This window comes from Pseudomonas siliginis (assembly GCF_024072275.1).
In the GTDB taxonomy this organism is placed as follows: domain Bacteria; phylum Pseudomonadota; class Gammaproteobacteria; order Pseudomonadales; family Pseudomonadaceae; genus Aquipseudomonas; species Aquipseudomonas siliginis.
Map to the genome: position 1 here is coordinate 1,300,646 of NZ_CP099598.1, position 19,803 is coordinate 1,320,448.

Here is a 19,803-nt window from a genome sequence, read left to right on the forward strand (position 1 = left end):
CGACGACCGCCTGCGCAGCGGCATAGGCATGACCTCCCAACGTACGCGCGAGCGCCTGATCCAGCGTCTATATGAAGAAGGCGTGTCGAACGCCAAGGTGCTGGAAGTGATCCGCCGCACGCCGCGTCATCTGTTTGTCGACGAGGCGCTGGCGCATCGCGCTTATGAAGACACCGCGCTGCCGATCGGCAACAACCAGACCATTTCCCAGCCTTATATGGTGGCGCGCATGAGCGAGCTGCTGCTGGAGGCCGGCCCGCTGGATAAAGTGTTGGAGATCGGCACCGGTTCCGGCTACCAGACGGCGGTGTTGTCGCAACTGGTCGAACGGGTGTTTTCGGTCGAACGCATCAAGGTGCTGCAGGACCGCGCCAAGGAGCGCCTGGTCGAGCTGAACCTGCGCAACGTGGTGTTTCGCTGGGGCGATGGCTGGGAAGGCTGGCCGGCGCTGGCACCATACAACGGCATCATCGTCACCGCCGTTGCCACCGATGTACCGCAGGCTTTGCTGGATCAACTGGCCCCCGGTGGGCGCATGGTAATTCCGGTTGGCTCGGGTGAAGTGCAACAACTGATGCTGATCGTGCGCGAGGAACATGGCTTTTCCCGACACGTTCTGGGCGCTGTGCGTTTCGTGCCGTTGCTCAACGGGCCACTGGCCTGAGCATTTGCAAACAGGGCTGAATTCCTTTCAACGGCGCCGGTCTTACACCGGCAGCCAGAGTTTAAACGCAGCGTACTTGCCCCTGGCAAACGTGTGCGTCCGGTGATTTCGCTTCATTAAAGGTAAAGCCGGTTCGGCCCGTTATACTTGCGACACCTCATGCCGCAATGCGGCATTCAGAATTTTTCAGCCACCACAAAGGGAGCGGCGGGTGAGTCTCACAGTCATTGCGCAGCGTATGGGTAACACGAGCTTTCAGCGCCTGGTGACTGGCCTTGTCTTGAGCACCTTGCTGGTCGGTTGCTCCAGCACCAAATCGAGCAACGTACGGGTTGTCGATCGCAATAATTCGGTCGCGCAACGTCCTACCGTTACCACCGGGCAGTATGTAGTCCGTCCCGGCGATACCTTGTTTTCGATCGCCTTTCGTTACGGCTGGGACTACAAAACCCTCGCCGCCCGGAACAATATTCCTACGCCGTATACGATCCATCCGGGTCAGACAATTCGCTTCGACGGGCGCAGCGGTTCAACGCCGACAGCGGTGGTGAGCAACTCCAGTTCCTCACCTTCTTCGTCGAGTAAAACCACAGTAATCCGGCGCCAGGCGAATGGCACCACAACCACTACAACCACCGGTTCCAAAGGGGTTGTACCGTCCGTCGCGAGCAAACCTGCACCCGCTCCACTGCCTCCGGCAGGCCCGGCCCCGACCGGCTGGGGATGGCCATCTAATGGCGTTCTGATTGGAAAATTCTCTTCAAACGGTAGTTTGAATAAAGGAATTGATATCGCCGGAGATTTGGGACAGCCTGTTTTAGCTGCGTCTGATGGGACGGTCGTATACGCCGGGAGTGGCTTAAGGGGCTACGGCGAATTGGTCATCATCAAACACAGCGAAACCTACGTCAGTGCTTACGGACATAACCGCAGGCTGTTGGTTCGGGAGGGGCAGCAGGTCAAGGTCGGACAGACAATTGCCGAAATGGGGTCAACGGGTACAGACCGGGTGAAACTGCATTTTGAGATTCGCCGCCAAGGTAAACCTGTGGATCCGCTGCAGTTCCTGCCAAGACGTTGATTTGTAGGCCAGCCTGTTCCGTCGCGTAGAGGGGACAGGCTCCAGCGTTGCCAAGGATAAAGGCGTCGCTTGAGCTTGGGGTCGAACTCACCAAAGGACTATAACAATGGCTCTCAGTAAAGAAGTGCCGGAGTTTGACATCGACGATGAGGTTCTCCTTATGGAGACCGGCATCGATTCGGATTCGATGTTGAATGATGAAGGGGCTGCTCCACCTTCCGTTCGTTCCAAATCCAGACACTCCGCCACACTCAAACAACATAAATACATCGACTACACTCGGGCACTTGATGCCACGCAGCTGTATCTCAACGAAATCGGCTTTTCCCCTCTGCTCTCCCCGGAAGAAGAAGTTCATTTTGCGCGCTTGTCGCAAAGTGGCGATCCTGCCGGGCGCAAGCGCATGATCGAAAGTAACCTGCGGCTGGTCGTCAAGATCGCCCGGCGTTACGTCAATCGGGGGCTGTCGCTGCTGGATCTGATCGAAGAGGGCAACCTCGGCCTGATCCGCGCGGTGGAAAAGTTCGATCCCGAGCGCGGCTTCCGCTTCTCGACCTACGCAACCTGGTGGATCCGTCAGACCATCGAGCGCGCGATCATGAATCAGACCCGGACCATCCGGCTGCCGATTCACGTGGTCAAGGAGCTCAACGTGTACCTGCGGGCCGCACGGGAGCTGACGCAAAAACTCGACCACGAACCTTCACCCGAAGAAATCGCCAACCTGCTGGAGAAACCGGTGGGGGAGGTCAAGCGCATGCTGGGCCTCAACGAAAGGGTTTCTTCGGTCGACGTCTCGCTGGGTCCGGATTCGGATAAAACCCTGCTGGACACACTCACTGACGATCGTCCGACCGATCCGTGCGAACTGCTGCAGGACGATGACCTGTCGCAGAGCATCGATCAATGGCTGTCGGAGCTGACCGACAAGCAGCGCGAGGTGGTGATTCGCCGCTTCGGCCTGCGTGGTCACGAAAGCAGCACGCTGGAAGATGTCGGCCTGGAGATCGGCCTGACCCGCGAGCGGGTACGGCAGATTCAGGTGGAAGGGCTCAAGCGCCTTCGCGAGATCCTTGAAAAGAACGGCCTGTCGAGCGAGTCGCTGTTTCAATAAGCGCCTGATCGTCCGCCCGCAAAAAGCCCCGGCTGATTCAATCAGTCGGGGCTTTTTTGTTTTTCGCGTGCAGCAAATCGGGCTTTCGGCAGCCACCAGACAAGCGGTCGTCAATTTCTGAATTTGTAGTCTCGCGCTGTAAGCCTTTGCTTACTGTGTCGTAAGTGTTCGTTATTTTTACACTTCGGTGGAAGGCGATCGCGCTCACTTACAGTGAGCAACCTTTTGATTTTGTTAATTATTTCGTAAATGTTATGTCCTTGTGACAGAGCGCGCGTACGCCGAGGGCCAATTGCTCGTCTCCAGAAACTCTCTAATATCTCAACTGTGTCGACGGACAGACACGCCCTTCACGGAAGAGGGGAACGGACATCGCAGGAGGCGATTCATCAGGACGATGAAAAGGAATACAGGGAATAGGGAAAAAATGTGGGCGGGTCATACCGCCCCTTTTTTCGTCTGCAGAAAAGCAGAATCTGCAAAAGCAAAAAGGCCCGCAAGGGGCCTTTCAGTCGAGCGCGGGGTAGATCAGCGTTCGAGGTGTTTGATCTTGTTCGGCTGGCCATCCCACTCTTCGGCATCCGGCAGCGATTCTTTTTTCTCGGTGATGTTCGGCCAGATATCCGCCAGCTCGGCATTGAGCTCGATGAAGTTTTCCATGCCGCTTGGGATCTCGTCTTCCGAGAAGATCGCCACAGCCGGGCATTCTGGTTCACACAGCGCGCAGTCGATGCACTCGTCCGGGTGAATCACCAGGAAGTTCGGGCCTTCGTAAAAGCAGTCCACCGGACAGACTTCTACGCAGTCGGTGTACTTGCACTTGATGCAGTTGTCGGTGACGACGAAGGTCATTTCTAATTTTCTCCTCAGGCGGCGGCAGCGTTGCCCCTTCACGGTTGGGGTCGCCAGGTTCGGGAGCGATACCTGCTGACCAGGCTATGAGCCAGCAGCATCCCGAACCGCGCGAGATTCTAACAGCTTGAAGCGAATTGCGTTATATCCGCTTCTTCAGTGCTTATATCCGGTTCTTCAGTGCATAGAGCATTTCCAGCGCTCGACGTGGCGTCATGTCGTCCAGATCCACTTTCGCCAATTCGTCCAGCACCGGATGTGGCAGTGAGGCGAACATGTCGCTTTGCTGCGGTGTCGACGGCTTGCCCTTGGCCGCCGGTTTCGGCGCCTCGTGGGGCAGGGCAGTGTCTTCCAGGCGACTCAGATGCTCGCGCGCTCGCAGAATCACCTCGCTCGGCACGCCGGCCAGTTGTGCGACTGCCAAGCCATAGCTCTGACTGGCAGGCCCAGGCAGAACATGGTGCAGGAACACGATCCGTTCGTTGTGCTCGGTGGCATTGAGATGCACGTTAGCGACAAGAGGTTCGGCTTCCGGCAGCACGGTCAGCTCAAAATAGTGCGTAGCAAACAGGGTGTAGGCGCGCAAATGGGCCAAGCGCTCGGCCGCCGCCCACGCCAGCGACAGACCGTCAAAGGTGCTGGTACCGCGCCCGACTTCGTCCATCAGCACCAGACTGCGCTCGGTCGCGTTATGCAGGATGTTGGCGGTTTCGCTCATCTCGACCATGAAGGTCGAGCGACCGCCGGCCAGATCATCGCTTGAGCCGATACGGGTGAAGATGCGGTCGACCAGCGACAGCTCGCAACTGGCGGCCGGCACGAAACTGCCAATATGCGCTAGCAACACGATCAACGCGGTTTGCCGCATGTAAGTGGATTTACCGCCCATGTTCGGGCCGGTGATGACCAGCATGCGCGTATTGTCGTCCAGGCTCAGATCGTTGGCCACGAACGGCGTGGTCAGCACTTGCTCGACCACAGGGTGACGACCCTGGGTGATGCGCATGCACGGCTCGCTGACGAAACGCGGGCAATTGAGGTCGAGATTCAGCGCACGCTCGGCAAGGTTGCTCAGCACATCCAGCTCGGCCAAGGCGCCGGCGGTGTCCTGCAATGGTGGTAACTGGCTGATCAAGTCTTCGAGCAGCGCTTCGTAAAGCATTTTTTCCCGGGCCAGCGCGCGACTCTTGGCCGACAGTGCCTTGTCTTCGAATTCTTTCAGCTCGGGCGTGATGAAGCGCTCGGCGCCTTTGAGCGTCTGCCGGCGGATATAGTCGGCCGGCGCCGATTCGGCCTGCTTGCTCGGCAGTTCGATGAAGTAGCCGTGGATACGGTTGTAGCCGACTTTGAGGTTGGCCAGACCAGTACGGGCTTTCTCCCGGGCTTCGAGATCGATGAGGAACTGGCCGGCGTTTTCGCTCAGTGATTGCAGTTCGTCGAGTTCGCTGTCGTAACCGGTTTTCAGCACGCCGCCGTCACGGATCACCGCTGGCGGATTGTCGATGATGGCTTTTTCCAGCAATGCGGCCAGTTCCGGATAGGTGCTGGTGGTGGCCGCCAGATGCTGCAGGTGCGGCGCTTCCAGATCGGTCATCGCCACTTGCAGTTCGGGCAGTGCGCCGAGAGCATCACGCAGACGCGCAAGGTCACGCGGCCGCGCATTGCGCAGACCGATACGCGCCAGAATCCGTTCGATATCGCCGATTTCCTTGAGCTGGGGTTGCAGCTTTTCGAAGCGGTAGCCGTCGAGCAGGCAGCGGATCGAGGTCTGACGCGCCAGCAACACGGTGAGATCGCGCAACGGTCGGTTCAACCAACGAGTGAGCAAGCGACTGCCCATGGCGGTCTGGCAGCGATCGACCACCGATTGCAGCGTGTTGTCGCGGCCACCGGCCAGATTGGTGTCGAGTTCCAGATTGCGCCGGCTGGCGCCGTCGAGCACCACGGTGTCATCGAGACGTTCGTGACGCAGGCTGCGCAAGTGGGGCAGGGCGGTGCGCTGGGTTTCCTTGGCGTAGGCCAGCAGGCAGCCGGCAGCGCCGATGGCCAGGGTCAGGTTTTCGCAGCCGAAGCCTTTCAGGTCTTGGGTGGAAAACTGCTGGCAGAGACTTTTCAGCGCCGAATCACGCTCGAAATCCCACGGCGCGCGACGGCGTACGCCACGGCGTTTTTCCGCCGGCAGGTCTTTTGGCCAGTCATCCGGAATCAGCAATTCCACCGGGTTGACCCGCTCCAGTTCCGCCAGCAGGTTTTCCCAGCCTTTGATCTCGAGCACGGTGAAGTTGCCGCTGGTGATGTCCAGCACCGCCAGACCGAATAGACGCTCGTCGCCCAATACCGCTGCGATCAGGTTATCGCGGCGTTCATCCAGCAGCGCCTCGTCACTGACTGTCCCCGGCGTGATGATCCGTACGACCTGGCGCTCCACCGGGCCTTTGCTGGTGGCCGGGTCACCGACCTGCTCACATATCACCACCGACTCGCCGAGCTTGACCAGTTTCGCCAGGTACCCTTCCGCCGCGTGGTAAGGAATCCCACACATCGGAATCGCCTGACCCGCCGACTGCCCGCGCGCGGTCAGGGTGATGTCCAGCAACTTGGCGGCTTTCTTCGCATCTTCGTAGAAGATTTCGTAGAAATCGCCCATGCGATAGAACATCAGCTGGTCTGGGTGCTGATTCTTCAGGCGCCAGTATTGCTGCATCATCGGAGTGTGGGAGGACAGGTCGGAGACGGCTTTATTCATCGGATTGTCGGGCAACTCGTTAAAAGATGTAGGGCAAAGCGCGGGCAGTGGCCGGGCTTTTCCGCGATGGGCGCAAGGTTACCATGGCCAGTCTGCCCGACGCAGGCGCTGCGGTCGGGTGAGCATTTATTGACAGGGAAAAGTTGATCTATGCACGATCTATGCAAATCAGCATTTGTCTTCGCGAAAAACTTCAAGCAATATGCGCGTTATGCAAAAACGCAACGTTTCCTCCGTCTTAAGAGCACTGCTCGACCAGCACGGGATCTCCCCCACGGAGCTCCACCGTCGCACCGGCGTGCCTCAATCAACGCTCTCGCGGATTCTCAGCGGGAAGATTGTCGATCCTTCGGATAAACACATCTCGAAGATCGCTGAATATTTCAACGTCAGCACCGATCAGTTGCGCGGGCGCGCGGATGTCGCGCCAACGGCGGCCGGCACGCGCGCTGACGTGCATGCGGAACTCAAGGATATAAGCCTGTGGGACGACGACACCCCTGTCGATGACGACGAGGTGTCGGTGCCCTTTCTACGTGAGGTTGAATTGGCTGCTGGATCAGGAAGATTCGTCATCGAAGAGAGCGAGCGCTCAAGCCTACGCTTCGGCAAGCGCAGCCTGCGCCACAATGGTGTGCAGTTCGACCAGGCCAAGTGTGTGACAGTACGCGGCAACAGCATGTTGCCGGTTCTGCGCGATGGCGCCACCGTCGGCGTCAATGCCGGCAAGTGCGGCATCGGCGACATCATTGATGGCGACCTGTATGCGATCAATCACAATGGCCAGCTGCGCGTGAAGCAACTCTATCGTTTGCCCACCGGTATCCGTCTGCGCAGCTTCAATCGCGACGAGCATCCGGACGAGGACTACAGCTTCCAGGAAATCCAGGAAGAGCAGATCGTTATCCTTGGTCACGTCTTCTGGTGGGGCATGTACGCCCGCTAGCCCCTTTCGATTCAACTGAAACCTGCCCCTCGGCAGGTTTTTTTACGCCTGCAGAAATCTCCCCACCCCTTGGCCCGCTTGGGTTTCATGCATATGCGCAAATTTAATGCATAAATAAATGCATTTACGCATTGACTGTATATGCATCCATGCATATTCTTGCCACCAAGCCGCTCGACAAAGCGGCTGGCAAGACAAGCTCTTTAGTTCCACAAGAACAGGCAGCGATGAACCGGCCTCAACGGTTCAGAGGGTTGGCAACTGACCCGGGTGTGCAGCGTAAAGCACCAGAAGCAGTTATCCGGCGGGCAGGGACCGCGGTCGGAAAAACAATCTGAATGGACTCGTACCGCGCCAGTAGCGCCGAAAAGTCAGCTTCCTTCTCGAACACAGGATTTGAAGGAAGGCGAAGGAGCGCATTACTGAAAAGCCCGGTGTGCAAGCGCCGGGCTTTTTGGAATGCCTGCCTCAAGAGAAACCGTTTGAATCCAACCCATCACTCATCAATCACCCACGGAGGCGTGACATGACAAACGAGCAACAAGCGTTGGCGGACATGCCGATCTGGCTGGTCATCCTCCTCGCTGTCGTCGGCGGGGTGTCCGGCGAAATGTGGCGCGCCGACAAGGAGGGCGCCCGCGGCTGGTCACTTGTGCGGCGTCTGGCTCTGCGTTCCGGCGCCTGCATGATCTGCGGCGTGTCAGCGATCATGCTGCTGTATGCCGCCGGCATGTCGATCTGGGCCGCTGGCGCGTTTGGCTGCCTGACGGCGATGGCCGGCGCTGATGTCGCTATAGGCCTTTACGAACGCTGGGCGGCCAAGCGTATCGGCGTCTGCGAAGTGCCGCCGCGCGACCACCCTTAACCCTGAATATTTTTCCCTGCCGCCATGTTGGCGGCAGGGCTGCGCGTGGACGATTGAAAAGGAGGTCATGTATGCCCACACCGATCCAGCAGCCGTCGCAACTGTTTACAGCCATCGCGACGTCACTGCGCAACACCGCCGGCCTCAACCTCACCGTCGGCAACCATGATGATTTCACTGCACCGGGCGATCAGGCCTGGGTGCTGATCGACTTCGACCGCAATGGACCCGGGGTGCGCGCCGCTGACGGGCGAATTGCTCATGTCATGACGGTCTCTCTGCAAGTCATCCCGGCCCTTGCCGCCAGTGCATTTGCAGCGTGCGATCTGATTGCCGTGCTGAAAAACCTGATGACTGACAACCGCTGGAACATATCCGGCGATCAATGCGATCTGCCGATGAATATCGATGGCTTGCCGTCATTGCTCATCCGTGGCGATCAGCAATACAAAACCTGGACCCTGACGTTCAACCAGACACTCTACCTCGGCCCGACCTTGCTCGACGATCCGCTGGGCATGCCGAAATTCGCTCGCACCTGGGAAGTCAGCAACATCGACGACCCGGACCAGTACACCGCGCTGGAGGGCTGACCGATGTTCGATGCATTACTGCGCATGCAACTCGGCCCGATCATTGAGCGTCTGGCGGAAATGGAAGCGGAAATCGAAGACTTGCACCGCCGCGCCGAGAGTTTCTGTCGCATTGGCATCTGCCAGTCAGTTGATGCGGCGAGCAATACCTGCCAAGTCAGCCATGGTGGATTGCTCACCCCAGCGATCAAGTTCTTCAACCCCAGCGCTGGTGCGCAAAGTGAATCGCGCATCCCGACGGTGGGCGAGCAGTGCCTGCTGTTCAACTATGGCAGCGGCGAAAGCGGCGCGCAGAGTGTCGCGTTGTTCGGCTTGAACAGCGACCGTTTTCCCCCGGCCTCGACTGTGCCGACGCTGACCCGTCGGGTACATCAGGACGGCAGCGAAAGCAGTTACGACGACGCCAGCCACGCCTTGCACTGGCTCAACGGACCAACGCAATTCCACGGGTCTCGCGAGTCGCTCGAACTGAGCATCGGCCCTGCACGTCTGGCCATGACGCCACAACTGATCACCCTGCAACTGGGCGCCGTCGGCCTGAGTATCGACGCCTCGGGCGTGCACTTCAGCGGCCCCTTGGTCGATCACCAGGGCCGCGTCATCAGCCCCTGATTCAAGAGCCTCCTATGATCGGAATCGATAGAGACAGCGGGGCCACGGTCGACGACTGGCTGCAATTCGTGCAGCGCGCGACCCGGGCCCTGACCACACCGCTGGGCACTCGGCAGAAACGACCTTTGTACGGTTCGCTGATTCCCACTCTCCTCGGGCAGAACCTCGGTGACGACATTCTGCTTCTGGCACAGAGCCACGCCGCGCAAGCGTTCTACAACCCGCATAACGGTATCGATGATTTTCAGCCGCAAGTGATTGTTGCCAGTCGCCACGGTGACGGCCTGCTGCTGCGTTTTGCCGGCACCTGGAAAAACCGCCAACAAACCTTCGAGGTGGTGACATGAGCATGCTGATCCCCGGCCAGAATCAACTGGCCGAACCCGCGCTGATCACGGTTGAAGCGTTCGAAGATTTACTCAACGAGTTCAAAGCCTTCGTCGTCGAATACGTGGGTGCTCGTTCGCCGACCAGCGCCGCGAAACTCAAGGTGAGCCTGGAAAACGAAAGCGAATTGCTCACCCTCGCGCTAGAAGCGTTCTGCGTGCGTCTGCAAACCCATGAGCGCAAATACAACGCACGCATCAAACAAATGCTGGCGTGGTGGGCGACCGGCAGCAATCTCGATGCGCGGCTGGCCGACATGGGGCTTGAGCGGCAACTGCTCGATCCCGGCGACCCGGCGGCATTTCCGCCAGTGCCGGCGATTTATGAAAGTGATGACGACGCTCGGTTGCGTTATTACCTGGCACCTCATGCGCCGGCGGCGGGTTCGCGGATGCAGTATCGCCGCGAGGTGTTCACCCTCGGCGAGCGGCCCACGGTACAGGTTGAGTCCACTGATTCCGGCGTAGTGAATGTCACTTACACCTTCAACCCGGACGGCCTCGCCGCGCAGGTCAAGGATGGCAACGGGCGCCGCACTGCGCCGGGCGAAGTGCAAGTCACCGTGCTTTCTCGAGGCGGCGATGGCACGCCTTCCGAAGCATTGCTCGAGGGCGTCCGTCAGCACTTTGCTCGTCCAGACGTGCGCCCGGAAACTGACCTCGTTACCGTCAAGGCTGCCGAGATCCAGCGCTACAAAATCCGCGTTGTCGCCAAGATCAATTCCGGCCCCGACTCGGGCCTGACCAAGGTCGCGGCGCAAGCACAATTGCAAGCGTATGCCGACAGTTGCCATCGCCTCGAAGGCCGGGTCGATCCGAGCTGGATCGACTACACGTTGCACAGCGCCGGCGCCGTACAACTGCAGATTCTCGAACCGCTGGCGCCCATCGTCACCACCGCTTTTCAGGCGCCTTATTGCACCGCGGTCGAAGTCGAGGTGCTGACGCTATGACTGAAAAAACTCAGCGGCCAACCTTACTGCCGGCCAACAGCTCGGCCCTCGAACGCGGACTGGATCTGGGCTTCGACGCCTTGCTCGATCGCATCGCGCCGCCGTTCCCGGAACTGATGAACCCCGCAGAAACCCCGGTTGCCTTTCTGCCGTATCTGGCGGCGGATCGCGGTGTTGCCGAATGGAGCAGCGCCGCACCGGAGGCGGAAAAACGCCTGACCGTCGAACTGGCCTGGCCCACCGCGCGTCAGGCCGGCACTCGCAAGGCGCTGGAAAACGCCGCCAAGGGTTTGCAATTAAGACCCGAGATCCGCGCCTGGTACGAACAGACACCGCCCGGCGCGCCGTACAGCTTTTCCGTGCGTGCCTTCAGCGACCAACCATACAGCGAAGAAATCGACGCCCGTCTCGACCGCCGTCTGGCCGATGCGAAAAGCGAGAGGGACGTTCTCTCCGTGTCGGTGGGTTTGAGCGCATTCGGCAATCACGTCATTGGTGCTGCGACGTTTTGCGGCGAACTGACCACGGTTTATCCGGTGTTCATCGAAGGGCTTGAAACCTCTGGCGAGGCGTTCATGGTCGCGGCGTTGTACACCGTCGAAACATCCACTATTTATCCTCAGGGGGCCTGAATGGCTGACTATTACACCCTGCTCACCAACGCAGGGATTGCCTACGAAACGGCGTGCAAGGCTGCGGGTGTGCCGATCAAGTTGACGCAGATTTCGGTCGGCGACGGCGGCGGCGCGGTCTACAACCCGGCTGCCACCGCGACCGCTCTGAAACGCGAAGTCTGGCGCGGACCGCTCAACGCACTGTTCCAGGATGAGAAAAACCCGAGCTGGCTGCTTGCCGAAGTCACTATCCCGCCGGACGTCGGCGGCTGGTATGTGCGTGAAGCCGGGCTGTGGACCGACACCGGCATTCTCTACGCTATCGTCAAATACCCGGAGTCGTTCAAACCGGTGCTGGCGACGTCGGGTTCAGGTAAAGAGTTTTATATCCGCTCGATTTTCGAGACCAGCAATGCGTCGTTGGTGACGTTGTTGATCGATGACACCGTGGTTAAAGCTACGCGTGCCTGGGTCATGAGTTACCTCGCCGAAGAACTCGGCAAGCTCGATGGCAAGCAGTCGGTGCGCGTTGCGGCGACTGGCAATGTCGTGATGAACAGCGCACAGCAGATTGATGGTGTTGCCGTAATTGCCGGCGATCGTGTGCTGCTGCCGAGCCAGACGCTGGCCAAGGACAACGGCTTGTGGATCGTTGCCAATGGCGACTGGGTGCGGGCCACCGATGCCAACACCAGCGCCAAGGTCACCCCGGGTCTGACGGTCATGGTGGAGGAGGGCACGGCGAACGGTGATTCGCTGTGGCATCTGAGCACCAATGCGCCGATCACTCTCGGCACTACAACGTTGACGTTCAAAATGCTCGCCGGTCGTACCGGGATTGCTGCTGGGACTTATAAAAGTCTAACCGTTGACGAATATGGTCGCGCGACTGCGGGTGCAAACCCGGAGACGCTGGCCGGATTTGGTATCAAGGATTCGTACACCAAAGCTGAAGTTGAAGCGCTGATTGCCAAGGCTTCGGCGTTGCCGGTGGGATCGATTGTGGCATTCCCGGTTGATGCGCCACCGCCGGGTTTTCTGGAGCTGGATAACAGCGTCAAGAGCAGTGCGACGTATCCGGACCTGAGCGCTTATCTGGGCGGCAAGTTCAACAAGGGGGACGAGGGGGGTGGGAACTTCCGTTTGCCAGAGGCGCGCGGGGAGTTTTTGCGGGGTTGGGATCATGGGCGGGGTGTGGATGCTAGCCGGGGAGTCGGCAGTGCGCAGCTCGACTCGCTCCAGAACATCACGGGACAGTATGCCGCGAATAATGGGGTTCAACTGGCAGCTGTGGGCCAGGTCGGCGGCGCTTTTGGCTCGGCGGCGACCGGTGGGACGCAAATCCCCGGAGGCGGAGCCGCTACCGGCGTCATCAATATGCTCTTCGATGCTTCGAGAGTTGCGCGCACCTCAACAGAAACCCGTCCTCGCAACATTGCCGTCATGTGGTGCATCAAAGCGTGGAATGCCCCGGTCAATCAGGGAGCCATCGATGTAGCCGCGCTGGCGAAGGAGGTCGAACGGCTGAAATCCGCCGTTCCGGTGGGTGCTGTTCTGGCATTCCCGACGGGTATCGTCGCTCCCGGTTATCTGGAACTGGATGGCAGTGCGCAGAGCATCGCGACCTATCCTGATCTAGCCGCTTTTCTCGGCACAACTTACAACAAGGGTGACGAGGGCGCGGGCAATTTCCGCTTGCCGGAATCTCGCGGCGAGTTTCTGCGTGGCTGGGATCATGGGCGGGGCGTGGATGCTGATCGAACCGTTGGCAGTTGGCAGAACCACCAGTTCCAGTCCCACTTGCATGCTCTCCGGCATACAGTCACTACGGCGGCAGGAGCCGGTTCCGGCCTGGCCGTTGTAATCAGCGGTGCAGGAACTGGCGCCAACTCGGATATCCCGATAACGGGAAACGTAGGCGCTGAAACGCGCCCGCGCAACCTGGCTGTGATGTGGTGCATCAAGGCCTGGAACGCGCCGATCAATCAGGGAAACATTGATATAGGTGCATTGTTGCTGGAGACGCAAAGGCTTCGGCTAAACGGTCCACTAGCTGGAGCCAGCAGAAATGCGGCCCTGATCGTTAATACTGCCTCCCTTACCGCAACGTTTACGGCGGATGAGGTCATCGTCGAAGATTTTGCTGGGTCATATCGACTCAACAACTTCAACAAACTAGTCAACCTGTCAGTTGTGGGCGTTGGAGGAATGGATGCTGGGGTGGCTCCGTCAAACGGTTATGTCGGTCTCTACGCTATTTACAATCCGGCTTCAGGGGTAAGTGCGTTAATGGCAGTCAATGCCGTTAATTCCGTTTTGCCGAATGTTTATAGCGGGATAAATATCCCAGCCGGTTTTACTGCGTCGGCGCTAGTGTCTATTTTGCCGACGCAATCCGCAGGGCTCTTCGCTGCCTGCCAGCAAGACGGTCGGCATGTCGATGTGAGTGGCATTTCGGTACTGAACACGACTGTTTTATCAGGCCCTACAACCCAGGTAGTGCCGGCCCTTCCCAAAAATGCGCGAATGATTGGCGGCTCATCGACCGTAACATCCACAACTGCCGGATCTATTTCATTGAGTCTCTTTGCTTCGGATGCTTCGGTAGGTCAGAAAACAAACAACGGTACTGTGCCAGCCGGAGGGCAACAAACAGTGCCTTTCGAACGCTTGCACATGAAAACTCCTCAAACGATCCGCTGGGCAACCTCAACTCTTCAAGGTTCGCCCACGTTTATCGTTTCCGCCACATCATATGATTTTTAAGAGGTGATCAATGTTTGTCCAATTTGAAGATGACAGCATGAGAAAGATCGTCGCGGTATTTGGATGTGCGCAAGATCCTGGTTTATATCCAAATCAAGCAGAAATCGAGTGGGAGGATCCTCGTTTCATGGCTTACCACGACGCGCAGATCTCACTGGGTCAGGAGGTGCTGAGAGGGATGCGTGCTCCTGCCCAAACCTGAGTTAGAGGAAAGCGCTGAAATAATAATCGCGCTCAATTGCATTTTCTCACTAACACCAAAACACCCGCCAAAGCCCCTCCCTCCCGAGGGGCTTTCCCGTTTATGGAGAAACGAAAAATGGCAACCCGCCAAACCTACACCGTGCTCGTCCCATTCCCCACCGGCGGTGGGCATTGGTCGAGCGTTGGTCAAGAACTCGATCTGCTCGATGTCGAGGCCAGTGCCTTGCACTTTGCCGGTCGACTTGAGCCGAAAACCTCTATCACCCAGGCCAAAAAGGCCGCTGCCAAGAAGGCTGACTGAACATGGCTGAGGTTCTGAACTTCGAGCACAACGGCATTACCGTCAATGCCACTGAATCCCCCGAGGCCATGGGTGGCCTGGGTGACAACGTCATCGGTCTGGTCGGCACTGCGCCGAAAGCCGATCCGCTGATTCCGCGTAACGCGCCGTTCCGCATCAACAGCTTCACCACCCACGCGTTGCTCGATCCGACCGGTTCGGAAGAGGGCACGCTGTATCACGCGGTCTACCAGATCCTCAAAGTGGTCAAGGTGCCGGTGTACGTAGTCATCGTCGAAGCAGGCGCGACGCCGGCCGACACGGTCAACAATGTGATCGGCGGTGTCGAGCCGGCGACTGGTCGCAAGCTCGGTCTGGCGGCGCTGGGCAGTGTCCCGGAAGACCTGACCATCATCGGCGCGCCGGGCTTTACCGGCAGCAAAGCGGTGGCCGGTGAGTTCGCCGCGTTCGGCAAGCGCATCAAGGCCCGTGTGGTGCTGGACGGCAAGGATGTGTCGGTGGCCGATCAGGTGCTGTACAGCCAGGAACTCGGCGGCGCCGAACTCGGTTTCGACCGTTGCCTGGTGGTGCACAACATGCCCGCCGTGTATTCGAAAGCGGCGAAGAAAAACGTCTTCCTGTCGCCGTCCAGTCTGGCGATTGCCGCGCTGGCCAAGGTCAAGCAATGGGAGAGCCCGGGCAACCAGGTGACCTTCGCCGAAGACGTTTCGCGGGTCGTCGAGTACAACATCCTCGATACGTCCACCGAAGGCGATCTGCTCAACCGTTACGGCGTCAGCTACTACGCCCGCACCGTGCTTGGCGGCTTCTCGCTGCTGGGTAACCGCTCGATCACCGGCAAGTTCATCAGCTACGTCGGCCTCGAAGATGCGATCAGCCGCAAGCTGGTCAAGGCCGGCCAGAAAGCCATGGCCAAGAACCTCACCAAATCCTTCATGGATCAGGAGGTCAAGCGCATCAACGACTGGCTGCAGACCCTGGTTGCCGATGAAACCATTCCCGGCGGCAGCGTGTATCTGCACCCGGAACTCAACAGCGTCGAGAAGTACAAGAACGGCACCTGGTACGTGGTCATCGACTACGGCCGCTACGCGCCGAACGAACACATGGTTTATCAACTCAACGCCCGCGATGAAATCATCGAGCAGTTCCTGGAGGACGTTCTCTAATGTTTACCAACCGCGTAAGACAGGCCATCGCGGCCACCCTGCAAGGCCTGCCGTTGTCGGCGACCGTTGAGGAATTCACCCCGCCGAAAATCGAATTCGACATGGAAGAGATGCGCGGCGGACGCTTCATCGTCGAAGAAATGGCCAAGGGCGGCAAAGCGCTCGGCGCCAAGCTGACCCTTCAAGGCCTCGGCGCCGAGGTGCTGCTGGCGCTGGGCGTGAAGCTCGGCGACGACATCCTGCTGAACGTGCGTGAAGCTGGTCAGGATCAGGACGGCAATACCTGGTTCACCTACCACACCGTCGGCGGCCAGTTGAAATCCCTTGAGGAAACCGCAGTGAAAATGGGCGAGAAGCCCAAGACCAATCTGGAACTGTCCTGCCGCACCTACAACCGCCTTGAAAACGGCGTGCCGGTGATCGACATCGACGTGCGCACGCAGAAGTTCGTGCTCAACGGCGTCGACATCCTCGGTGATGCACGGCGTGCGGTGTTGATGCCGTAAACACCGGTTTACCGGTAAATCACAAAACCTTGTGGGAGCGAGCCTGCTCGCGAAAGCGGTCGTTCAGTTACATCAATTTCGAATGTGCCAAAGCCTTCGCGAGCAGGCTCGCTCCCACAGTGGATCTAAACGAATCACCAAGGAATTCATACATGCCGTGGATGCCACCCCAACACGAACTGCTGTCGCCGATCACCGGTGACGATGGCTCGCAGATCGCAACGATCCAGCTCAAACCGCTGTTCTACGCCGCACAAAAAGATGCGCTGGAACGCGCCGGCGATGACGAAGACGATCAGTTCTTCGAGCTGGCGCTGCTCGCCACCGGCCTGTCGGTGAAAGAGCTCGATCAACTCAAACGTCCGGACTACGTGAGCATCGCCCAGTACGTCCATGAGATGTCGACCCGGCCGAGTGCGTACTTTCTTGACCAGATCGATGACGCGGAGAAATCCGACGATCCCGACCAGGTGCAATTGCTGCAACCGCTCGCCGTCACCGGCCGCACCGTCGACTCGCTGAGCCTGGAAATGCCCGTGCTGCGCGCCACCAAAGTGATGAAGAAACTGAAGACGGCCAAGGAACGCGCCGAATTCATCACCGCCCACTGCACCGGCCTGATGATCCCCGATCTGGCCCACCTGACCGTCCCCGACTGGACGCAATTGCAGGTGCGCATCGACGATTTTTTAAACCAGCCGGCGGCCTACTTTCGGAACGCGACATCGAAGTAATCCTCGATATCGTCCCGCTCATTTACCCGGTAAGTGAAGCGGAGATTCTGGAATGGGACGCCGAAAAGGCGTTGCGCCGCTACGACATAGCGATCACTCGCCTTGGCGTGAAACAGGAGTAGAGCGGCATGGCAGAAAGCAAATTTGCGCCAATGAATGCCGATGAGCGGGGGGGCGCAGCAACCGGTGATATCCGCTTGAACATGGCTGCGGCAAACCCCGGCCCCGGACCGATCATCGGCGATCAATATCCCCAGCTGAGTCAGGCGCTCGTCACCGCAAGTATCAGGATCGATGCGTTGACGACAGCGATCGATTCATTGCGATTGGCATTGTCCAACTTGCGGATGCTCTCGTTGAGTTCCACCGCGAACGGTGAAGCCACCAGCGCGTCGGCAGCGCCGGATGAGGCCGCCGAGCGGACCAAGGCACCAGAAAGTGTGAGGCCGGCGATTGACTTTTATTCGGCGGCGGCCGATCTGGGTAGCGCGGCACAATTGACGCCAGTGCAGGCCAACGAAATCGCACTGTCGAGCTTGATCATGGCCAGTAAGCCGATGGTGGCGGCGGGAGGCACCAGCGGTATCGAACTGATCAAGGTTGCAACGCTGGCCGCCGACTCAGGAATTGGCAATGAGCTGACCAACGCGTCGGACAAGTCTTTTGAGCTGCTCAACTTCGCCAGCGACGCTGCGGTCGTAGCGTCGGCACTCAAAATCCCAGCGATGGAAGTCGCCGAGATGATGACGGTGTGGCGCACCTCGATGAAGCTCACTCGCGATCAGGCGTTTGACCTCGCGGATGCGACACACCTGCTCGGCAAAATGCCGGGTGGCGTCAAGTCCGCCGACATCGGCGCCGTACTCAAGCAATCAGGCGAGGCGGCGCTCACAGCAGGCTTGCAGCCCCAGCAGGCCGCAGCGCTGTCGGCAGCCTTGCTCCGCAGCGGAACGGGCAAAGACGATGCCGGGCAGGCGTTGAAAAGCCTTTCAGCTGCCTTGGGCAAAGGTGACAGCGTCTCCGCCGCAGAACGTGGCGCCTGGAAGCAGTTGGGACTTGATCCTGCTGCCGTGACCGCTGCAATGCATGACCCCGACAAGCAGAATGCCCAGGGTGCGCTGCTCTCGGTGCTTGCCGCGCTGCACGCAAAACCTGTCGAACAACGCGCCACGCTGGCGCGAAGCCTGTTTGCTGACAGCGCCAATGCGGTGCAGTTGTTGGCGCAGAATCCGGGCGATGTCAACGAGGCCTTTTCGCAAGTAAAGGACAAAAGTCAGTACGCGACTTCGGTGATCGGTGAGCGGAGTTCGGTGCGCCAGTCTGCACTGGCACGCTCCAATTCCCCGCAAGGACAGTGGAATGCTCAGACTGCTCGAAACGAGCGCTTGGCTATCGCCAGCGCCCAGGCGGTGGCGCCCTCTCCTGAAGTGCTGAGCGTTGCCGGTGCCGGCATCGACAGGATGAGTGAATTCGCTGAGGACCATCCGACGATCACGGCGGGGGTCATTGTTTTGGGTTCAGCCCTGAAAAAGCTATTCGATCTTGTGTTGGACGCCGGTGTCGATGAGGCGAAAGACCGGTTGCGCAAACGGATACCTGGTAGCGCCCTGGCGAATCCCCCCGATCTTTCGTCAACAGCAGATTCTGCATCGAGGCTCGCAGCGGACAAGCCGGTGACAGGGATTGCCAGTCTGGCTCCTGCGGCCGGTGCGGAAATGGCAATTGGCGAACGAGCATCATTGGTCGATACGCCGCACCTCGGGCCATCGACGGTTTCTCTGGAGGCTATTTCGCAGGCGATTCCGGCATCGAGCAGAAACGCGCAAACTGCTTTGAGTGAAAGACTTGCTATCACCGCGCCTGACACGCTTTCTGCGCCCGCCCAAGTGAGCAAGGATCTGGCGAGCGCCCATGCGTCTGACCAGCACGTGACCTACGCACCTTCGGTCCAGGTCTACTGCAGCGACCCCGGCAGCTCGGACAAGATCGGTATGTTGGTCGCGCAGCATCTGCAAAACCAGTTCATGCAAATGACCCCGCTGCTCACCAACAACCCCCTTGCCACCCGCCGCGACGCGGCCCTGACCGATGGAGTCGCCTGATGAAACAGCAAATGGCATTGGGCAGTTTCATCTTCGGCCTGTCGCGCAACTTTGCGTACCACCAGTTGCTGCGCAAGTCTGACGGCGGCTGGACCGAGATACAGATCCTCACCAGCAAACCCAAGTCCAGCCAGACCGGACAGAAACCGGAAACCCTGACCATTACCGGCAAGTCGATGTACGCCGTAGCCATGGATCGGCTCGATGAATTGCGAGCTTTGCAGGCGCTGCGTATCCCGCTGCCGTTGATCGACGGGATTGGTCGAAACTGGGGCCTGTGGCGGATCAGCAGCGTTCAGGAAACCCAGACCCAGATCATCGATGACGGTACGGCGATGGTAGTCGATTGGGTCATCGAACTAGCGGAGTTCAACAATGCGTAAAGCACGAAGCGTGGCCGGTGATTCGGTGAATCTGCTGCTCTACCGCGAAACCGGGCGCAGTGATGACGCTGCCGAAGAAGCGCTGTGGAAGCTCAACCCGACCCTGGCCGAACACGGGCCGATTCTGCCCGCCGGCGTCTGGATCGTGCTACCGGAACTGGATGTGAAACCCGCCGTGGTCAAAGCAGCGACGGCGTGGGATTAAGGAGGTT

At 59.0% G+C, this 19,803-nt stretch carries 21 protein-coding genes; 19 read left to right on the plus strand and 2 right to left on the minus strand.

The features are described 5' to 3' along the window. The first annotated feature begins 28 nt into the window (after positions 1-28). From NF676_RS06150 to rpoS, 3 genes are all read left to right on the plus strand, one after another. Positions 29-664 carry a protein-L-isoaspartate(D-aspartate) O-methyltransferase gene (locus NF676_RS06150; protein ID WP_160768345.1) on the plus strand — a complete coding sequence of 212 codons (636 nt, stop codon included), beginning with the start codon at positions 29-31 and terminating at the stop codon, positions 662-664. A 211-nt stretch (positions 665-875) separates the two neighbouring features. After that, the gene (locus NF676_RS06155; protein WP_016771452.1) at positions 876-1,745 is read left to right on the plus strand and encodes a peptidoglycan DD-metalloendopeptidase family protein; all 870 of its coding nucleotides are present in this window, start codon (positions 876-878) and stop codon (positions 1,743-1,745) included. A gap of 106 nt (positions 1,746-1,851) precedes the next feature. Then, complete coding sequence (rpoS, locus tag NF676_RS06160) at positions 1,852-2,859, plus strand: RNA polymerase sigma factor RpoS (RefSeq protein WP_016771451.1); 1,008 nt, start codon at positions 1,852-1,854, stop codon at positions 2,857-2,859. Between the two features lie 528 nt (positions 2,860-3,387). Here rpoS and fdxA read toward each other — a convergent pair. Further along, positions 3,388-3,711, minus strand: a complete 324-nt coding sequence (gene fdxA / locus NF676_RS06165; protein ID WP_056783233.1) for a ferredoxin FdxA — start codon at positions 3,709-3,711, stop codon at positions 3,388-3,390. 163 nt (positions 3,712-3,874) lie between these two features. Continuing rightward, positions 3,875-6,457, minus strand: a complete 2,583-nt coding sequence (gene mutS, locus NF676_RS06170; protein ID WP_056783236.1) for a DNA mismatch repair protein MutS — start codon at positions 6,455-6,457, stop codon at positions 3,875-3,877. A 202-nt stretch (positions 6,458-6,659) separates the two neighbouring features. Between mutS and NF676_RS06175 the strand changes: the two genes are divergently transcribed. From NF676_RS06175 to NF676_RS06250, 16 genes are all read left to right on the plus strand, one after another. After that, the gene (locus NF676_RS06175) at positions 6,660-7,403 is read left to right on the plus strand and encodes a LexA family transcriptional regulator (protein ID WP_056783238.1); all 744 of its coding nucleotides are present in this window, start codon (positions 6,660-6,662) and stop codon (positions 7,401-7,403) included. A gap of 526 nt (positions 7,404-7,929) precedes the next feature. Beyond that, positions 7,930-8,268 (plus strand): phage holin family protein, encoded by a 339-nt coding sequence (locus tag NF676_RS06180; RefSeq protein WP_056783240.1) that lies wholly within the window; start codon positions 7,930-7,932, stop codon positions 8,266-8,268. A 71-nt stretch (positions 8,269-8,339) separates the two neighbouring features. Beyond that, positions 8,340-8,861, plus strand: a complete 522-nt coding sequence (locus NF676_RS06185) for a hypothetical protein (RefSeq protein ID WP_056783242.1) — start codon at positions 8,340-8,342, stop codon at positions 8,859-8,861. A 3-nt stretch (positions 8,862-8,864) separates the two neighbouring features. Continuing rightward, complete coding sequence (locus NF676_RS06190) at positions 8,865-9,473, plus strand: phage baseplate assembly protein V (protein WP_252868876.1); 609 nt, start codon at positions 8,865-8,867, stop codon at positions 9,471-9,473. Positions 9,474-9,487: 14 nt separating this feature from the next. Further along, positions 9,488-9,820: a hypothetical protein gene (locus NF676_RS06195; RefSeq protein WP_056783245.1), complete on the plus strand. Its 333-nt coding sequence runs from the start codon at positions 9,488-9,490 to the stop codon at positions 9,818-9,820. Continuing rightward, positions 9,817-10,812 (plus strand): baseplate J/gp47 family protein, encoded by a 996-nt coding sequence (locus tag NF676_RS06200; RefSeq protein WP_056783247.1) that lies wholly within the window; start codon positions 9,817-9,819, stop codon positions 10,810-10,812. Before NF676_RS06195 ends, NF676_RS06200 begins: the two co-directional genes overlap by 4 nt. Beyond that, the gene (locus NF676_RS06205) at positions 10,809-11,444 is read left to right on the plus strand and encodes a phage tail protein I (protein ID WP_252887395.1); all 636 of its coding nucleotides are present in this window, start codon (positions 10,809-10,811) and stop codon (positions 11,442-11,444) included. Before NF676_RS06200 ends, NF676_RS06205 begins: the two co-directional genes overlap by 4 nt. Then, the gene (locus NF676_RS06210; RefSeq protein WP_252887396.1) at positions 11,445-14,192 is read left to right on the plus strand and encodes a phage tail-collar fiber domain-containing protein; all 2,748 of its coding nucleotides are present in this window, start codon (positions 11,445-11,447) and stop codon (positions 14,190-14,192) included. Positions 14,193-14,202: 10 nt separating this feature from the next. Then, on the plus strand, positions 14,203-14,394 hold the full coding sequence (locus tag NF676_RS06215; RefSeq protein WP_095180500.1) for a hypothetical protein: 192 nt from the start codon (positions 14,203-14,205) through the stop codon (positions 14,392-14,394). A 117-nt stretch (positions 14,395-14,511) separates the two neighbouring features. Continuing rightward, entirely contained in the window at positions 14,512-14,697 is a 186-nt protein-coding gene (locus NF676_RS06220; protein WP_252877579.1) for a hypothetical protein, read from the plus strand. A 2-nt stretch (positions 14,698-14,699) separates the two neighbouring features. Then, the gene (locus NF676_RS06225; RefSeq protein WP_110645911.1) at positions 14,700-15,866 is read left to right on the plus strand and encodes a phage tail sheath protein; all 1,167 of its coding nucleotides are present in this window, start codon (positions 14,700-14,702) and stop codon (positions 15,864-15,866) included. Next, complete coding sequence (locus NF676_RS06230) at positions 15,866-16,372, plus strand: phage major tail tube protein (protein ID WP_039762530.1); 507 nt, start codon at positions 15,866-15,868, stop codon at positions 16,370-16,372. The genes NF676_RS06225 and NF676_RS06230 overlap by 1 nt, the downstream gene beginning before the upstream one ends. 152 nt (positions 16,373-16,524) lie before the next feature. Further along, positions 16,525-17,106, plus strand: a complete 582-nt coding sequence (locus NF676_RS06235; RefSeq protein ID WP_095180502.1) for a phage tail assembly protein — start codon at positions 16,525-16,527, stop codon at positions 17,104-17,106. Positions 17,107-17,234: 128 nt separating this feature from the next. Beyond that, positions 17,235-19,208, plus strand: coding sequence for a phage tail tape measure protein (locus NF676_RS06240; RefSeq protein ID WP_095180503.1), 1,974 nt, complete (start codon positions 17,235-17,237; stop codon positions 19,206-19,208). Beyond that, positions 19,208-19,591, plus strand: coding sequence for a phage tail protein (locus tag NF676_RS06245; RefSeq protein ID WP_041478101.1), 384 nt, complete (start codon positions 19,208-19,210; stop codon positions 19,589-19,591). The genes NF676_RS06240 and NF676_RS06245 overlap by 1 nt, the downstream gene beginning before the upstream one ends. Next, positions 19,584-19,796 (plus strand): tail protein X, encoded by a 213-nt coding sequence (locus NF676_RS06250; protein ID WP_095180504.1) that lies wholly within the window; start codon positions 19,584-19,586, stop codon positions 19,794-19,796. The genes NF676_RS06245 and NF676_RS06250 overlap by 8 nt, the downstream gene beginning before the upstream one ends. The last annotated feature ends 7 nt before the right edge of the window (positions 19,797-19,803 follow it).

What these genes read in the sequence shown, in the direction of transcription:
- NF676_RS06150 (WP_160768345.1), top strand. Translation starts at nt 29, where the DNA reads ATGACCTCCCAACGTACGCGCGAGCGCCTGATCCAGCGTCTATATGAA.
- rpoS (WP_016771451.1), top strand. Translation starts at nt 1,852, where the DNA reads ATGGCTCTCAGTAAAGAAGTGCCGGAGTTTGACATCGACGATGAGGTT.
- fdxA (WP_056783233.1), bottom strand. Translation starts at nt 3,711, where the DNA reads ATGACCTTCGTCGTCACCGACAACTGCATCAAGTGCAAGTACACCGAC.
- mutS (WP_056783236.1), bottom strand. Translation starts at nt 6,457, where the DNA reads ATGAATAAAGCCGTCTCCGACCTGTCCTCCCACACTCCGATGATGCAG.
- NF676_RS06175 (WP_056783238.1), top strand. Translation starts at nt 6,660, where the DNA reads ATGCGCGTTATGCAAAAACGCAACGTTTCCTCCGTCTTAAGAGCACTG.
- NF676_RS06180 (WP_056783240.1), top strand. Translation starts at nt 7,930, where the DNA reads ATGACAAACGAGCAACAAGCGTTGGCGGACATGCCGATCTGGCTGGTC.
- NF676_RS06185 (WP_056783242.1), top strand. Translation starts at nt 8,340, where the DNA reads ATGCCCACACCGATCCAGCAGCCGTCGCAACTGTTTACAGCCATCGCG.
- NF676_RS06190 (WP_252868876.1), top strand. Translation starts at nt 8,865, where the DNA reads ATGTTCGATGCATTACTGCGCATGCAACTCGGCCCGATCATTGAGCGT.
- NF676_RS06195 (WP_056783245.1), top strand. Translation starts at nt 9,488, where the DNA reads ATGATCGGAATCGATAGAGACAGCGGGGCCACGGTCGACGACTGGCTG.
- NF676_RS06200 (WP_056783247.1), top strand. Translation starts at nt 9,817, where the DNA reads ATGAGCATGCTGATCCCCGGCCAGAATCAACTGGCCGAACCCGCGCTG.
- NF676_RS06205 (WP_252887395.1), top strand. Translation starts at nt 10,809, where the DNA reads ATGACTGAAAAAACTCAGCGGCCAACCTTACTGCCGGCCAACAGCTCG.
- NF676_RS06210 (WP_252887396.1), top strand. Translation starts at nt 11,445, where the DNA reads ATGGCTGACTATTACACCCTGCTCACCAACGCAGGGATTGCCTACGAA.
- NF676_RS06215 (WP_095180500.1), top strand. Translation starts at nt 14,203, where the DNA reads ATGTTTGTCCAATTTGAAGATGACAGCATGAGAAAGATCGTCGCGGTA.
- NF676_RS06220 (WP_252877579.1), top strand. Translation starts at nt 14,512, where the DNA reads ATGGCAACCCGCCAAACCTACACCGTGCTCGTCCCATTCCCCACCGGC.
- NF676_RS06225 (WP_110645911.1), top strand. Translation starts at nt 14,700, where the DNA reads ATGGCTGAGGTTCTGAACTTCGAGCACAACGGCATTACCGTCAATGCC.
- NF676_RS06230 (WP_039762530.1), top strand. Translation starts at nt 15,866, where the DNA reads ATGTTTACCAACCGCGTAAGACAGGCCATCGCGGCCACCCTGCAAGGC.
- NF676_RS06235 (WP_095180502.1), top strand. Translation starts at nt 16,525, where the DNA reads ATGCCGTGGATGCCACCCCAACACGAACTGCTGTCGCCGATCACCGGT.
- NF676_RS06240 (WP_095180503.1), top strand. Translation starts at nt 17,235, where the DNA reads ATGGCAGAAAGCAAATTTGCGCCAATGAATGCCGATGAGCGGGGGGGC.
- NF676_RS06245 (WP_041478101.1), top strand. Translation starts at nt 19,208, where the DNA reads ATGAAACAGCAAATGGCATTGGGCAGTTTCATCTTCGGCCTGTCGCGC.
- NF676_RS06250 (WP_095180504.1), top strand. Translation starts at nt 19,584, where the DNA reads ATGCGTAAAGCACGAAGCGTGGCCGGTGATTCGGTGAATCTGCTGCTC.